Raw genomic sequence first — 15,332 nt, 5'->3', positions numbered from 1 at the left:
GTGATCAACGCCCGGCCTGGCCGGGCGTTTTTATTCCCGGATGAAAATTACGTTTTTTCAATAGGTTGAACATGAATCCTGATACTCCACTGCAGCTGCTGGGCGGCCTGACGGCCCGTGAATTCCTTCGCGACTACTGGCAGAAGAAGCCCCTGCTGGTGCGCCAGGCCTTCCCGGACTTCGAAAGCCCGATCGACCCTGACGAACTGGCCGGCCTTGCCTTGGAAGAGGAAGTCGAGTCTCGCCTGGTGCTCGAGCACGGCGAGCGCCCGTGGGAGCTGCGCCGCGGCCCCTTCGCCGAAGACACTTTCGCCACCCTGCCAGAGCGCGATTGGACCCTGTTGGTCCAGGCAGTGGATCAGTTCGTCCCGGAAGTCGCCGAGCTGCTGGAGCATTTCCGCTTCCTGCCAAGCTGGCGTATCGATGACGTGATGGTCAGCTTCGCCGCGCCAGGCGGCAGCGTCGGCCCGCACTTCGACAATTACGACGTGTTCCTGCTCCAGGGCCACGGCAAGCGAAACTGGAAAGTCGGCCAGATGTGCGACAGCGACAGCCCGTTGCTGGAACACACCGACCTGCGCATCCTCGCCGAATTCGAACAGAGCAGCGAATGGACCCTGGAGCCTGGCGACATGCTCTACCTGCCGCCGCGCCTGGCCCACTACGGCGTGGCCGAAGACGACTGCCTGACCTATTCGGTGGGCTTCCGCGCCCCGAGCGCCGCTGAAGTGCTGACCCACTTCACCGATTTCCTCAGCCAGTTCCTGCCGGACGAGGAGCGTTACAGCGATGCCGACGCCCAGCCTGCCGCAGATCCTCACCAGATCCAGCACGATGCCCTGGACCGCCTCAAGGCCCTGCTGGCCGAGCACATGGGTGACGAGCGCCTGCTGCTGACCTGGTTCGGCCAGTTCATGACCGAGCCGCGCTATCCGGAGCTGGTGACCGGCGAAGAGCTGAGCGAAGAAGACCTGATCGACAGCCTGGAGCAAGGCGCCATCCTGATCCGCAACCCGAGCGCGCGCATGGCCTGGTCGGAAGTCGACGATAACCTGCTGCTGTTCGCCAGCGGCCAGAGCCGCCTGCTCTCGGGCCATCTGCGTGAGCTGCTCAAGCTGATCTGCGCCGCCGACGCGCTGCACATCGAAAACCTTTCTCAGTGGCTCGAAGACGAAGAAGGTCTGACATTGCTGTGCCAGCTGGTCAAACAAGGAAGCCTGGGATTTGCCAATGAATAAGATCAGCGTTCGCCTCGCCGACTGGCATAAAGACAACGCCGATATCCGCCGCATCCGCGAGGCGGTGTTCGTCGCCGAGCAGCACATTCCACCAGAGCTGGAGTTCGACGCCGAAGACCAGGACGCCCTGCACTTCCTGGCCCTGGAAGGGGACTACCCGATCGGCACCGCACGCCTGCTGCCCGATGGCACCATCGGGCGGATCTCGGTGCTCAAGGACTGGCGCGGGCTGAAGGTCGGCGACACCCTGGTGCGCGCAGTGATCGTCGAAGCGCAGAACCGTGACCTCAAGCAGCAGATGCTCAGCGCCCAGGTACACGCCACGCCATTCTACGAGCGCCTGGGATTCCGCGTGGTCAGCGAGGAATTCCTCGAGGCCGGCATCCCGCATGTGGACATGGTGCGCGACTCCCGCGAACCGGCCTGACCCGCAAGTCGGTCTGATTCGACGGACCTAATCGCGGGTAACCCCCGCTCCCACAGGGCTCAGCGAAGCACCTGTGGAAGCGGGTTAACCCGCGAATAGTCAAGGAGGACGCTGAAACGCGCCCTGACAAAAAGCTGTATATCCATCCAGACAAAGCTTGCTTCCGCGCCCTGGCTTGCGCATTCTAGCGCCCTCATTTGCGATGAAGCGTTCCCGGCCATGCGCCTGTTCCTCTGCGAAAAACCCTCCCAGGCCAAGGACATCGCCAAAGTCCTCGGCGCCACCCGCAAGGCCGACGGTTGCTGGCAAGGCTCCGACGTCTGCGTGACCTGGTGCATCGGCCACCTGCTCGAAACCGCCCCGCCCGACAGCTACGACGAGCGCTACAAGCGCTGGAACCTCGCGGACCTGCCGATCATTCCGGAAAAATGGAAGATGCTGGTCAAGCCCAAGACCGCCAGCCAGTTCAAGGCCGTCAAGCGCCTGCTCGGTGAAGCCCGGGAACTGGTGATCGCCACCGACGCCGACCGCGAAGGCGAGATGATCGCCCGCGAGCTGGTGGAGCATTGTCGCTACCGCGGCCCGATCCAACGCCTGTGGCTCTCGGCCCTGGACGACGCCTCGATCCGCAAGGCCCTGGCCCGCCTGCTGCCAGGGCAGGAGACTTTCAGCCTGTACCATTCGGCCCTCGGCCGCTCCCGCGCCGACTGGCTGATCGGTATGAACATGAGCCGCCTGTTCACACTGCTGGGCCGCCAATCCGGCTACCAGGGCGTGCTGCCGGTGGGCCGGGTACAGACACCGACCCTGCGCCTGGTGGTCGACCGCGACCGCAGCATCGCTGACTTCGTGCCGGTGCCCTACTGGGCTATCGATGTGCAACTCCAGAGCAGCGGCAGCGTCTTCACCGCTCAATGGCGAGCGCCCGAAGATAACTGTGACGATCAGGGCCGCTGCCTGAACCCGGCACTGGCCCAGCAAGCCGCCGTCGACATGCAGGCCGCCGGCAGCGCCCAGGTGACCAAGGTGGCCACCGAACGCGTGCGCGAAGCGGCTCCCCTGCCCTTCGACCTGGGCACCCTGCAGGAGGTCTGCTCCAAGAAGCTCGGCCTCGGCGCCCAGGAGACCCTGGATATTGCCCAGGCCCTGTACGAAACTCACAAACTGATCACCTACCCACGTAGCGACTGCGGCTACCTGCCGCTCAGCCAGCATGGCGAGGCGCCGGGGATCCTGGCCGCCCTGCAACGCGCCGACGGCAGTCTTGCGCCTTTGCAAGCGCACCTGGAGCCCCAGCGCCGCTCGCGGGCCTGGAACGATGCCAAGGTCAGCGCCCACCACGGCATCATCCCCACCGCCGCCGCCAGCGACCCTTCGCGCCTGCCACCCAAGCACAAGGCCGTCTACACCTTGATCCGCGCCCGCTACCTGGCGCAGTTCCTGCCCAACCACGAGTACGATCGCACCCAGGCCGAATTCGACTGCGCCGGCCACGCCCTGCGCGCGGTAGGCAAGCAGATCGTCGAGCCTGGTTGGCGTCGGGCCCTGCCCGAGGCGCTGACCCCGGCCAAAGGCCGCGAAGCGCCACCGCCTCAGGTGTTGCCGACCTTGAACCAAGGCCAGGCCTGCGCCGTGCATGACCTGCAACTCAAGGACCTGTGGACCCAACCGCCCAAACCCTTCACCGAAGGCGATCTGATCAAGGCAATGAAGAACGTCGCCAAGCTGGTGGACGACCCACTGCTCAAGCAGAAGCTCAAGGAAACCACCGGTATCGGCACCGAGGCCACCCGGGCCAGCATCATCCAGGGCCTGCTCGACCGCGGTTACCTGGTTAAGAACGGCAAGGCCCTGTCCGCCACACCGGCTGCCTTCAGCCTGATCGACGCCGTACCCCGCGCCATCGCCGACCCCGGTACCACCGCCATCTGGGAGCAGGCGCTGGACATGGTGCAGAGCGGCGAGATGAGCCTGGAAGAGTTCGTCGCCCGACAATCGGCCTGGATGGGCAAGCTGGTGCAGCGCTGCAGCGGCATGCGCCTGACCATCAGCGGGCCGCCGGTGCCGGCGGGGAGCAAGGGGGCGCCTTGGAAGAAAAAACGGCGCAGTGGCGGGAAAGGCAAGGCTTCTGCCGACAGCGCCAAAGCTACGGGCAGCAAGCCGAGGCAACCACGACGCAAGGCTTCGCGTTGATGCGTCGCCTATTCCGGCCCTTTCGCAGGTTTACCCGCGAAAGGGCCGGAATAGGCAAACGTCCCTCTGTCAGGTCCCGCTCTTGAGCCGGCTGAACGCCCGGGTCAGCTCCCGGTTGAAGGCTTTGGCATTGTCGTTCTTGCTGTACAACCGCGCCCTCACGTCGGCGGGTGGATAGGTCCCTGGCGCATTGCGGATCTTCGGGTCCACCAGAGCGTCGGCCGCCGTGATCGCGTTGGCATAGTGAATGGTGTCGGTGATTGGCGCGATCACCTCCGGCCGCATCAGGTAGTCCATCAATTTCCACGCCGCCTCCGGATGCGGCGCATCCTTAGGCACAACGAGCGCATCCAGCCAGATCAACGTGCCTTCCTTGGGAATGCTGTAATCCAGCGTGAACGGTTTTCCCGCCTGCTCGGCCTGGGCTTGGGCGATGGCCACGTTGCCGTTCCACGACATTGCCACGCAGGTCTCGCCGTTGGCCAGGTCGTTGATATTGCGGTCGTTGTCGAAATAGCGGATATACGGACGCACCTTGCGCAGGTGCGCCTCGGCGGTCTTGAGGTCTTCCAGGCGCTGCTGGTTGATGTCCAGCCCCAGGTAGCGCATCGTCGCGGCGAACACCTCGTTAGGATCGTTGAGGAAACTCACCCCGCAATCGGCGAACTTCGCCACCACCTGCGGATCGAGCAGCATCGCCCAGCTGTCGCGCGGCGCATCCTCGAGCCGCGCCGCCACCGCCTGCTCTTGATAGCCCACGCCCGTGGTGCCCCAGGCGTAGGTGCCGGCATAGCGATTGCCCGGGTCGAACACCGCCATGTGCTGGCGAAACTCCTCGCCGATGCCCGCCAAGTGCGGCAACTTGCTCTTGTCCAGCGGCTGCAGGGCACCGCTGGCAATCGCCCGGCTCAGGTGCTGGCCGGCGCTGAGCACCACGTCGTAGCCACTGCCACCGGTGAGCAACTTGGTCTCGGCGGTTTCCAGGGAGTCGAAGTGGTCGGCCACCACGCGGATGCCGGTCTGCTTCTGGAAGTTGGCCAAGGTGTCCGGGGCGAGGTATTCGCCCCAGATGTAAAGATTGACGGTCGGCTGTTGTGCGTCGGCTGCCTGGGCCGCCGACGCTGCGCAACCCAGGGCGACCGCCAAGACCAGCGGGGCGAGTTTCATCAGCGACCTCCAGCGGCGTATTGCGGCATGGTGATGCAGGCGACGTTGCCGCCACCGAGCAGGATCTCCCGCGAGTTCTCGATACCGATGATGCGATGGTCAGGGAACAACTCGGCCAAAGTGGCCTGCGCCACGCTGTCATTGCGATCACCGAACAGCGGCACGACGATGGCCGAGTTGCCGGCGTAATAATTGATGTAGGAGGCGCAGATCCGGGTGCCGGCCTGGCGCAGGTGGGTGCCGTCGACCTGGTCCAGCCCGGCCGCTTCCTCGGCGGTCCATTCCAGCACCTGGGGCTGCGGCAGCTTGTGTACCTTCAGCTCGCGACCACGGCTGTCACGGGTGCTGCGCAGGATGTCATAGGCCTCCTGGTAGATCTCCCACTGCGGATCGTTGCGATCATCGGTCCACTGCAACACCACCTCGCCTGGGCGCACGAAGCAGGCCAGGTCGTCGACGTGGCCATCGGTCTCGTCGAACTTACAGCCACGCGGCAGCCAGATCACCTGCTCGGCGCCCAGGTAATCCTCGAGCCTGCGGGTGACTTCCTCCTTGCCCAGGTGGGCGTTACGGTTGCGGTTGAGCAGGCACTGTTCGGTGGTCAGTAGGCTGCCCTGGCCATCGCTCTGAATGCCACCCAGCTCGGCGATCAGGGGTGCGCGGTAGCGGTCCAGGCCCTCGATTTCGAGCATCTTCTGGGCGATCTGATCGTCCTTGTCCCAGGGATAGTAGAGGCCGCCGTCCAAACCGCCGTAGGCATTGAACTCGAAATCCACGCCGCGCACTTCGCCGGTACCGTCATTGACCACGAAGCAGGCGCCGCTGTCGCGGAACCAGGTGTCGTTGCAGGTCATCTCCACCACCCGCACATGAGCTGGCAGCAGGCGCCTGGCATTGGCGTATTGGGCGGCGGAGGCGCACACGGTCACCGGCTCGCTGGAGGCGATGGCGGTGACGATGTCGACCCAGACCTTCTGCGCAGGCTTGCCGCCGTTGCGCCACACATCCGGACGCTCCGGCCAGCCGAGCCAGCAGCGCGTCTTGCGCTCGAATTCGCCAGGCAGGCGGAAACCATCGGCCTTGGGGGTGGTGGTGAGCGAACGTGCCATGGATCAACCTCGTCATCGGTGAGTGATGACTGCACGCTACGCCGCGCGGGCTCAGGCTTCCAACGATGAAAACTTGCCAATAGCTGAATTCAATTCAAGATTCGGTGATCTGTTCGGTGAACCAGTCGATGAATTCGGCCACCGCGCCCCGCTCCAGACGCAGGCGCTCACACATCAGCGCGTACTGGCCCTGAGCGGTCACGCTAGCGCTGAACGGGCGCACCAGGCGGCCACTTTGCAGGTCGGCCTGGCAGGTCAGGTTGTCGCCCATCGCCACCCCCTGCCCCAGTACCGCCGCCTCCAGGGCCAGCGCCGCATGGGGGAAGTACAGCTGGCGGGTGGGCAAAGCGTCCTCGGCGTGCGTGGCCAGCCAGGTGGTCCAGGTGCGTCCGTCCTGATCATCGTGCAGCAGACAATGGCGTACCAAGTCCCGTGGGCGCTTGAGCCCGCCTTGGTTGAACAGGCCCGGGCTGCACACGGGGAAGAACTGCAACAGCGGCAACGGGCGTACGAAGTGGGTGCTGGCATCCAGCGCACTGGTGCCGTAGGTGATGGCGATGTCGATATCCAAAGCCGGAGCCCCCGCGTTGATGGGCTGTTCGTGCAGGTGCAAGGTGATGTGCGGATAACGGCTGCTGAAGTCGGCAAGCCGTGCGACCAACCATTTCTGCGCCAGCTCCGCCGTGACCGCGACCCGCAGCACGGCCTGGGAGGCAGGGTCGCGCAGCTCGTCACAGGCCTTGCCGATCAGCTCGAAGGCCTGTTGTAAATGGTGCAGCAGGCGCTCGGCCTCGGTGGTCGGACGCACCTGGCGCCCCGCCCGTTCGAACAGGGCCACGCCAAGCTGATCCTCCAGTTGGCGAATCTGGTGGCTGACCGCGCTGTCGGTCACGCACAGCTCGGCGGCAGCACGGCCAAAGTGGCCATGGCGGGCGGCGCATTCGAACGTGCGCAGGGCAGTCAGGGAAGGCAGACGGCGCATCGAGGTATTCCGCGGGTCGAGGTAATCGGAGCCGAATCATATAGGGCATTTTCAGGCTCCCGTTAAGCCTTTACCCATGAAGGGGCTGGCGTCGTGAATTTTTTCTGTTACTTTTTCATGAAATTAATAACAACAAATTTCACGAGGCCCGCATGTTCAAACAGTCCGCGCAGCACGTTGCCAGCTACTACGCCCAGACCTACCCCACCACGATCCCGCTGCGCCCTGCCCTGCAAGGCGCCTTGGACACCGACGTGTTGATTATCGGCGCCGGCTTCAGCGGCCTGCACACGGCACTGCGCTTGGCCCTGGCCGGCAGGCGCGTGGTCGTGCTGGAGGCCAGCAGGGTGGCCTGGGCCGCTTCCGGGCGCAACGGTGGCCAGGCGTTGCTGGGCTGGTCCTGTGATATGCCGCCGCTGGAAAAGGCCTTGGGCGTCGAACGCGCCCGGCGCCTCTGGGACAGCATGCGCTGGGCCGCCGAAGAGATGCGCGAGCTGCCGGAACGCCACGGCTTCGACGTGGACTACCGGGTCGGCAGCCTGTGGACCGCAGTGATGCCTCGCCGCGTGAAAATACTCGAAGAAGCCAAGCACGAAGCCGAACGGAAATGGGGCTACGACTGCCTGCGCCTGATCGGCCGTGACGAGCTGCCCGACTGGATCGACAGCCCCCGCTACCAGGCTGCCCTGTACGATCCCAACGGTGCCCACCTCAACCCCCTCAAGCTGGCCCAGGGCCTGGCCGCCGCCATCGAAGCCGCGGGCGGACAGATCTTCGAGCAAAGCCAGGTGCTCGACTACCACGAAAGCTCGAGCGGCTTCGTCGCCCGTACAGGCCTGGGCGAAGTCCGCAGCCAGGTGCTGGTGTTGGCCTGCAACGCCTACATCGACCGCCTCGACCGCGACCTGTCGCGCCGTCTGCTGCCGGTCGGCTCCTACCAGGTGGCCACCGCGCCGCTGGATCCGGCCATGGCCCAGTCGCTGCTGCCGCGCAACAGTTGCGTGATCGACAACCAGTTCGTCCCCGACTACTTCCGCCTCACGCCAGACCATCGCCTGCTGTTTGGCGGCGGTTGCACCTACCTCGGAGGCATCCCCAAGGACGTCGCCAGCGCCACGCGCCCCTACCTGGAGCGTGTGTTCCCGCAGCTCACTGGGGTGAGCCTGGACTACGCCTGGGGCGGTCATCTGGATTGCAGCATCCAGCGCACCCCGGATATCGGCCGTCTGGGCCAACGCTACTGGCTGCAGGGCTTCTCGGGGCATGGCGTGCTGCCGACCCTGGCCGCGGCCCGGGCGGTGAGCGATGCGATCCTCGGCGACGAAGACCTGCTGGGGCTGTACCAAGGCATCGACAATGGCCGCTTCCCAGGCGGCGAGCTGATGGCCGCGCCCCTGGAGGCGGCGGCGAAGGCGTGGTACCGATTGCGCGACTACGTCTGACGGGAACAGGCAGGAGGGGATCTGGGGCCTGGCGTAGCCTGCAAGGAGCCGCAAAGCGCCCCCGGATCCCTGGGGCTTCACCTACTCCATGGCATGACTGGTATTCCCCGTCCTTGAGGACTACCCTGTACCGCCTCTAGCGCGGCCTTTTGCCGCACTCGCCGCCCTGTCTGTAAAAGCCCCATGCCTTTCGAACTCACCGTAGAACCGCTCACCCTGCTCATCCTCGCCCTGGTCGCCTTCGTGGCCGGTTTCATCGACGCCATCGCTGGCGGCGGGGGGCTGCTCACTACCCCGGCCTTGCTCACCGCCGGCATGCCGCCCCATCTGGTGCTGGGCACCAACAAACTCAGCTCCACCTTCGGCTCGGCCACCGCCAGCTTCACCTACTACCGACGCAAGCTGTTCCACCCCGCGCAGTGGCGCCGGGCGTTGGTCGGTACCTTGGTCGGCGCGCTGCTGGGGGCGCTGGCCGCCCACTACATGCCGGCCGATTGGCTGAACAAGATGCTGCCGGTGATCGTCTTCGCCTGTGGCGTCTACCTGTTGTTCGGCGGGACGCCCAAGGCACCGTTGGATGCCGACGCGCCGATCAAGAAGAAGTGGCAGTTCCCCCAGGGCTTTGGCCTGGGCTTCTATGACGGCGTGGCCGGCCCCGGCACCGGGGCGTTCTGGACGGTCAGTACCCTGCTGCTCTACCCCATCGACCTGGTGCGTGCCAGCGGCGTGGCGCGCAGCATGAACTTCGTCAGCAACATCGCGGCACTGACGGTGTTCATCATTTCCGGGCAGGTGGATTACATCGTCGGCCTGTGCATGGGCCTGTCGGTGATGGTCGGCGCCTTCTTCGGCGCACGCACGGCGATCAGCGGCGGCAGCAAGTTCATCCGCCCGGTGTTCATCGCCGTGGTGCTGGCGTTGACTGTACGCCTAGTGTGGCAGCACTGGGTCGGGTAGGCCCAGGCGACGTGCCACGTAGAGGTCGATCAGGTAACGGGCGATGGAGCGCCCGGCAGGCAGCGGCGGCAGATCGTGCACATTGAACCACTGGGCGTCCTCGATCTCGTCCGGTTGCATGACGATCTCGCCGCCCGCGTACTCGGCGTGGAAGCCCAGCATCATCGAGTGCGGGAACGGCCAGCACTGGCTGCCCACGTACTGGATGTTCTTCACCTCCACCGCCACTTCCTCGCGCACCTCCCGTACCAGGCAGTCCTCGGCCGATTCGCCTGGCTCGGCAAAGCCGGCCAGGGTGCTATAGACGCCCGTGACGAAACGCGGCGAGCGCGCCAGCAGCACTTCATCCCCCCGGGTGATCAGCACGATCATGCTCGGCGAGATGCGCGGGTAGCTGCGCAGGTCGCACGGCTGACAGTACATCGCCCGCTCCCAGCGGATCTGGGTCATCGGCTGGCCGCAGCTGCCGCAGAAGCGATGTTCGCGCGCCCAGGTGCCGATCTGCGCGGCATATCCCAAGAGGGTGTAGGTCAGCATGTCGCCTTCGAGCATGAACTGGCGCAGGCCGCGCCAGCTGCAGCCGGACACTTCGGCACTGCCACGCAGCTCGAGCAGAAACACCGGCTGGCCGTCCAGGTGGCCGATGCCATGCTCGCAGAGCACGTCCAGGTCTTGCTCCTTGAGCCAATCGCGGGGGAACAGCGCGCCGTTGTCATCCATCAGGAACCCTTCCGGGCCACGGGCGACGGCCAGGCCGCCGGTGATCTGCGGGTCGAGTACTGCGGTAGTCCAACGTGCTGACATTTCGGGATCCTTAAAAGCGCGTCCCCCCGCCCCGGTCAGTCGGCGAAGGTCGGTTTCTGTTTGCTCATGTGCGCCGCCATGGCGACCCGCAGGTCTTCGGACTGCAACATGGCGGCGTTCCAGGTGGCGATGTACTCCAGGCCATCGTCAATGCGATGGTCGCGCATGTAATTGAGCATCTCTTTGGTGCCGCTCACCGCAATCGGAGATTTTTGCGCGATTTGCGCTGCCAAGGCAAAGACTCCTTCACGCAGTGCGGCCTGATCGTCGAACACCTGATTGACCAGGCCGATGCGCTGGGCCTCGTGCGCCAGGACATGGCGTCCGGTGTAGGCCATTTCGCGCATCACACCGTCGCCGATAATACGCGGCAAACGTTGCAAGGTCCCGACATCGGCGGCCATGCCCATGTCGATTTCCTTGATCGAGAACTGCGCATCGGCACTGCAGTAACGCATGTCACAGGCCGAGACCAGGTCGATCGCACCGCCCAGGCAGTAGCCCTGGATCGCCGCCAGCACCGGTTTGCGGCAGTTGTCCACGGCATTGAACGAAGCCTGCAGGCCCAGGATGGTGCGCCGAAGCAGGCGCGCATTGCGGCCCACGTCCTTGCCCATTTGCCCGGCCAGCTGAGCCAGCAAGGCCAGGTCGATACCTGCACTGAAGTGCTGGCCCGCGGCGCTCAGCACCACCACGCGCACCGCGTCGGTGTCGTCGATCCATTGGAAGATGTCGATGATTTCCTTCCAGAAGTCGCCGTTCATGGCATTGAGCTTTTCCGGACGGTTGATCTGCACATGGGCAATGTTGTCGGTCAACTCAACCTTGAATGCGCGGTACTCGGTCACGGGCGGTACTCCTGTAGGTAAAAGGTTCACGCGCCGGACTATAACGCACCCTCAAGGCCGTGCTTGTGCCAAAAGCGGGACTGAACGCCTTGCACCTGACGCCCGCATCGGGCACCTTGCGCGACTGCTGAATCAAAAGGATACAAATTCATGTCCCGCTCCCTGACCGGCGCTCTCGCCCATAACTTCCTGGGCCAGTCGCCGCTCTGGTACAAGGCCGTCATCTGCCTGTTCCTCGTGCTCAACCCCGTGCTGCTGGCAACCCTCGGTCCGGTGGTCACCGGCTGGGTGCTGGTGATCGAGTTCATCTTCACCCTGGGCATGGCGCTCAAGTGCTACCCGTTGATGCCCGGCGGCTTGCTGCTGATCGAGGCGCTGCTGTTGGAGATGAGCACGCCCCAGGCCCTCTATGAAGAGCTGCAGCACAATTTTCCGGTGATCTTGCTGCTGATGTTCATGGTCGCCGGCATTCACTTCATGAAGGAACTGCTGCTGTTCCTGTTCTCCAAGATCCTGCTAGGCGTGCGTTCGAAGGCCATCCTGGCGCTGCTGTTCTGCGTGCTGTCGGCATTCCTGTCGGCGTTTCTCGATGCCTTGACCGTCACGGCGGTGATCATCAGCGCCGCAGTGGGTTTCTATGCGGTCTATCACCGCGTCGCCTCCGGCGCCAACCCGCGCGAGGAGTCCGAACTCGACAGCGACCACCAGGTGCCGCAACTGCACCGTGAAGACCTGGACCAGTTCCGCGCCTTTTTGCGCAGCCTGTTGATGCATGGCGCGGTGGGCACGGCCCTGGGCGGGGTGTGCACCTTGGTAGGCGAGCCACAGAACCTGCTGATCGGCCATGAGATGGGCTGGCATTTCGCCGATTTCTTCTACAAGGTGGCGCCGGTGTCGATGCCGGTGCTGGCGGCAGGCCTTGTGACGTGCATGTTGCTGGAGAAGCTGCGGTTGTTCGGTTACGGCACGCTGATGCCCGAACGCGTGCGCCAGGTGCTGGCCAGCTATGCGGCCGAAGACGATGCCGCGCGGACCTCGGCCCAGCGCGTCGCTTTGCTGGTACAGGGGATCGCCGCATTGATCCTGATTGTCTGCCTAGGCCTGCACGTTGCCGAGGTCGGCCTGATCGGCCTGCTGGTGATCGTGCTGATCACCGCCTTCACCGGCATCACCGACGAGCACCGCCTGGGCCGTGCATTCCAGGATGCGATGCCGTTCACCGCACTGCTGGTGGTGTTCTTCGCGGTGGTCGCGGTGATCCATCAGCAGCAGTTGTTCAGCCCATTGATCACGTGGGTCCTGGCTCTGCCGGCCGACCAGCAGCCGGGCATGCTGTACCTGGCCAATGGCTTGCTGTCGGCGATCAGCGACAACGTGTTTGTCGCCACGATTTACATCACCGAGGTGAAGCAGGCGTTTCTCAACGGCGCCATGAGCCGTGAGCACTTCGAGACCCTGGCGGTGGCGATCAACACCGGCACCAACCTGCCCAGCGTGGCCACGCCCAATGGGCAGGCGGCGTTCCTGTTCCTGCTGACCTCGGCGATCGCACCGCTGGTGCGGTTGTCGTACGGGCGGATGGTATGGATGGCATTGCCTTATACCGTGGTCATGGGCGGGCTGGGCTGGTGGGCGGTGACCTACTGGCTCTGAGCGGCTAGCGCGGGCGAGAGGCGATGGCTTTGCAAGCGAGACTGTCGGGTCGAAATCAGCCCTCGGTACGCCCCGTCCCTTCCCGATCGCCCGTGTAATGTCGGGCGAACGGGAACGCCGGCAACCACGCTTCACGCCGAACGGTCCAACTTTCGTAAGTTGGCGTGAACTGATCTGGCGCATCCAGCGCTCCGAGGTGGACCTCCACCTCATCCCCGCTTCGCGAAAACACCGACGAACCGCAGCGCGGGCAGAAAAACCGTCCGGCATAGTCACCCGTCCGGCCTTCGACCTTCACCGCCTCTTCGGGGAAAATCGCCGACGCGTGAAACAGTGCCCCATGGTGTTTTCGACAATCGAGGCAATGACAAAGCCCCACTCTATAGGGCTGCCCCGAAGCCTCGAAGCGGACCTGACCGCAAAGGCAACCGCCTGTGAACAGGTGCATACCTAACCTCCTTTGGTCGTGATCTTGATGTCGCTGAAAAGGATAGTCCTACGAAGATTTCACTAGGTGTTCCGGCTCATCTTCTGGCCCAACGGCCAAATCGGCAGCCCGCCATGGCGTCGTAACAAGGACGTGCCAGGACGGTCTGGGAATAGGAAGCCCCCTTTGGCCGGCAGGATAATCGCCGCTTGGCGGCTCGGCCTGACCGGGTCGCACGTCGTCGCGTAGCGGCAAGCACAACAACAACAAACCTGCAGCGGCCAGGCACCCACAAAAGGGGCATTACGACACATGGCAAAGGAAGAGAACGTTGAAACACTCGCCCTTGGCGTGACAGATCCTTCGCAGACCGAAGAAGCCAAGAAGGATCGTCACCTCGAAGGCAAGATCGACTGGATTGTCTTCGGCATCACCAGCATCCTCGCAGTCGCATTCGTCATCTGGGGCTTCGTCAGCCAAGCGAGCCTGGCCAAAAGCGCCTCCACCGCCCAGTCCTGGGTCATCGTGCATTTCGGTTGGTTCTTCGTTCTCACCTCGACCTTGTTCGTGGTCTTCGTGCTGTGGCTGGCCGCAAGCCGCTATGGAAAAGTCCCGTTGGGGCGCGATGGCGAGGCGCCGGAGTTTCGCACCGTGTCCTGGGTAGCGATGATGTTCAGCGCCGGCATGGGCATCGGTCTGATGTTCTTCGGCGTGGCTGAGCCACTGTCGCATTACGTCTCCCCGCCTCCAGGAACTGCCGCCGGACAAACCAGCGAGGCGATGCAGGTGGCCATGGCCACTACCCTGTTCCACTGGACGCTGCACCCCTGGGCCATGTACGCCATCGTCGGCCTGGTGATCGCCTACGGCACGTTCCGGCGCGGGCGCTCGCAGCTGATTTCCACGGCGTTCCGACCGCTGATCGGCCGCCATGCCAACGGCCCCATCGGCCGCGTGATCGACATGATGGCGATCTTCGCCACTTTGTTCGGCTCCGCCGCCTCCCTGGGCCTGGGCGCCCTGCAGATCGCCGGCGGCCTGGAGTACAACGGCTGGATCGAGCATCCCGGCAAAATCTTCTACATCTCGATCATCACCCTGCTGACCGTGGCCTTCGTCGCCTCGGCGGTGTCCGGTATCGGCAAGGGCATCCAGTGGCTGTCCAACACCAATATGGTCCTGGCGTTGGTGCTGGCGCTGTTCACCTTCATGGTCGGCCCGACGCTGCTGATGCTCAACCTGCTGCCGACCTCGATCGGCGTGTACATCAAGATGCTCCCGGAAATGATGGCGCGCACCAGCGCCAGCGGTGGCGAGCAGATGGACAACTGGCTGGCCGGCTGGACCGTGTTCTACTGGGCCTGGTGGATTTCCTGGACGCCCTTCGTCGGCATGTTCATCGCGCGCATCAGCCGCGGGCGCACCATTCGCCAATTCGTCACCGGTGTGCTGCTGGTGCCTAGCCTGGTGAGCTTGATCTGGTTCACGATCTTCGGCGGTGCCGGTATCGATGCCCTGCAAGAAGGCACCTTCACCCTGGTCAATGGCGCCGTGAACAGCAACCACGCGCTCTACGAGCTGCTGGAAAGCTACCCGTGGGCGTCGGTGACTTCGGTATTGATCATGATCCTGGTGGGTATCTTCTTCGTCTCCGGCGCCGATGCCGCCTCCCTGGTGATGGGCACGCTGTCCGAGCACGGCACCACGGAGCCGTCCCGGGCCACGGTGATCTTCTGGGGCGCGCTGACCGGCACAGTAGCGGCGATCATGCTGGCGATCGGTGACCCGGCCAACCCAGGCGAGGCCCTGACCGGGCTGCAAAACCTCACGATCGTCGTGGCGTTGCCGTTCGTGATCGTGATGGTGCTGCTGTGCCTGGCGCTTTACCGCGACCTGCGCCGCGATCCGATGATGCTGCGTCACCTGCGCGGCAACGAGCTGATCGAGAAAGCCGTACTGTATGGCGCGGTCAAGCATGGCGAGGAGTTCTACATCGTCGTTCAGGAAAAGAAATCCGCCGTCAAACGCACCCACGCCGAGGCACAGGCCACAGAGACCTGAGGCCACCCAGCGCGGTGCGTGTGG

At 64.3% G+C, this 15,332-nt stretch carries 13 protein-coding genes; 7 read left to right on the top strand and 6 right to left on the bottom strand.

The window, feature by feature from the left end; genetic code table 11:
* The first annotated feature begins 71 nt into the window (after positions 1–71).
* The 3 genes from BLS27_RS10065 (at position 72) to BLS27_RS10055 (ending at position 3,858) form a co-directional block, all read left to right on the top strand.
* Complete coding sequence (locus BLS27_RS10065) at positions 72–1,238, top strand: ribosomal protein uL16 3-hydroxylase (RefSeq protein ID WP_043212218.1); 1,167 nt, start codon at positions 72–74, stop codon at positions 1,236–1,238.
* Positions 1,231–1,665: a GNAT family N-acetyltransferase gene (locus BLS27_RS10060; protein WP_043212214.1), complete on the top strand. Its 435-nt coding sequence runs from the start codon at positions 1,231–1,233 to the stop codon at positions 1,663–1,665. Before BLS27_RS10065 ends, BLS27_RS10060 begins: the two co-directional genes overlap by 8 nt.
* Before the next feature lie 219 nt (positions 1,666–1,884).
* The gene (locus BLS27_RS10055; RefSeq protein WP_090344489.1) at positions 1,885–3,858 is read left to right on the top strand and encodes a DNA topoisomerase III; all 1,974 of its coding nucleotides are present in this window, start codon (positions 1,885–1,887) and stop codon (positions 3,856–3,858) included.
* A gap of 69 nt (positions 3,859–3,927) precedes the next feature.
* Here the strand turns inward: BLS27_RS10055 and BLS27_RS10050 are convergent, their stop codons facing one another.
* The 3 genes from BLS27_RS10050 to BLS27_RS10040 form a co-directional block, all read right to left on the bottom strand.
* Positions 3,928–5,025, bottom strand: coding sequence for an extracellular solute-binding protein (locus BLS27_RS10050; protein ID WP_090344487.1), 1,098 nt, complete (start codon positions 5,023–5,025; stop codon positions 3,928–3,930).
* Positions 5,025–6,134 carry an agmatine deiminase gene (gene aguA / locus BLS27_RS10045; RefSeq protein WP_043212208.1) on the bottom strand — a complete coding sequence of 370 codons (1,110 nt, stop codon included), beginning with the start codon at positions 6,132–6,134 and terminating at the stop codon, positions 5,025–5,027. The genes BLS27_RS10050 and aguA overlap by 1 nt, the downstream gene beginning before the upstream one ends.
* Before the next feature lie 94 nt (positions 6,135–6,228).
* The gene (locus BLS27_RS10040) at positions 6,229–7,116 is read right to left on the bottom strand and encodes a LysR substrate-binding domain-containing protein (RefSeq protein WP_090344484.1); all 888 of its coding nucleotides are present in this window, start codon (positions 7,114–7,116) and stop codon (positions 6,229–6,231) included.
* Positions 7,117–7,268: 152 nt separating this feature from the next.
* Between BLS27_RS10040 and BLS27_RS10035 the strand changes: the two genes are divergently transcribed.
* Together BLS27_RS10035 and BLS27_RS10030 are read left to right on the top strand one after the other, a co-directional pair.
* The gene (locus tag BLS27_RS10035) at positions 7,269–8,558 is read left to right on the top strand and encodes an NAD(P)/FAD-dependent oxidoreductase (protein WP_090344481.1); all 1,290 of its coding nucleotides are present in this window, start codon (positions 7,269–7,271) and stop codon (positions 8,556–8,558) included.
* 183 nt (positions 8,559–8,741) lie between these two features.
* A complete protein-coding gene (locus tag BLS27_RS10030) occupies positions 8,742–9,515 on the top strand; it encodes a TSUP family transporter (RefSeq protein ID WP_043212203.1) in 774 nt (257 codons plus the stop codon).
* Here BLS27_RS10030 and nudC read toward each other — a convergent pair.
* Together nudC and BLS27_RS10020 are read right to left on the bottom strand one after the other, a co-directional pair.
* The gene (nudC, locus tag BLS27_RS10025) at positions 9,489–10,319 is read right to left on the bottom strand and encodes an NAD(+) diphosphatase (protein WP_070572574.1); all 831 of its coding nucleotides are present in this window, start codon (positions 10,317–10,319) and stop codon (positions 9,489–9,491) included. The genes BLS27_RS10030 and nudC overlap by 27 nt on opposite strands.
* 35 nt (positions 10,320–10,354) lie before the next feature.
* Entirely contained in the window at positions 10,355–11,167 is an 813-nt protein-coding gene (locus tag BLS27_RS10020; protein ID WP_090344478.1) for a crotonase/enoyl-CoA hydratase family protein, read from the bottom strand.
* Between the two features lie 150 nt (positions 11,168–11,317).
* Here BLS27_RS10020 and nhaB point away from each other — a divergent pair, with 150 nt between their 5' ends.
* A complete protein-coding gene (gene nhaB / locus BLS27_RS10015) occupies positions 11,318–12,820 on the top strand; it encodes a sodium/proton antiporter NhaB (RefSeq protein ID WP_090344475.1) in 1,503 nt (500 codons plus the stop codon).
* A 55-nt stretch (positions 12,821–12,875) separates the two neighbouring features.
* On the opposite strand, the gene BLS27_RS10010 is transcribed toward nhaB, so the two are convergent.
* Positions 12,876–13,268 (bottom strand): GFA family protein, encoded by a 393-nt coding sequence (locus BLS27_RS10010; protein WP_070572581.1) that lies wholly within the window; start codon positions 13,266–13,268, stop codon positions 12,876–12,878.
* Positions 13,269–13,559: 291 nt separating this feature from the next.
* Here BLS27_RS10010 and BLS27_RS10005 point away from each other — a divergent pair, with 291 nt between their 5' ends.
* Positions 13,560–15,308, top strand: a complete 1,749-nt coding sequence (locus BLS27_RS10005) for a BCCT family transporter (RefSeq protein ID WP_043212194.1) — start codon at positions 13,560–13,562, stop codon at positions 15,306–15,308.
* The last annotated feature ends 24 nt before the right edge of the window (positions 15,309–15,332 follow it).

The sequence above is a fragment of the Pseudomonas guariconensis genome (assembly GCF_900102675.1).
GTDB lineage: Bacteria > Pseudomonadota > Gammaproteobacteria > Pseudomonadales > Pseudomonadaceae > Aquipseudomonas > Aquipseudomonas guariconensis.
This window is presented reverse-complemented; position numbering and strand designations above follow the sequence as displayed.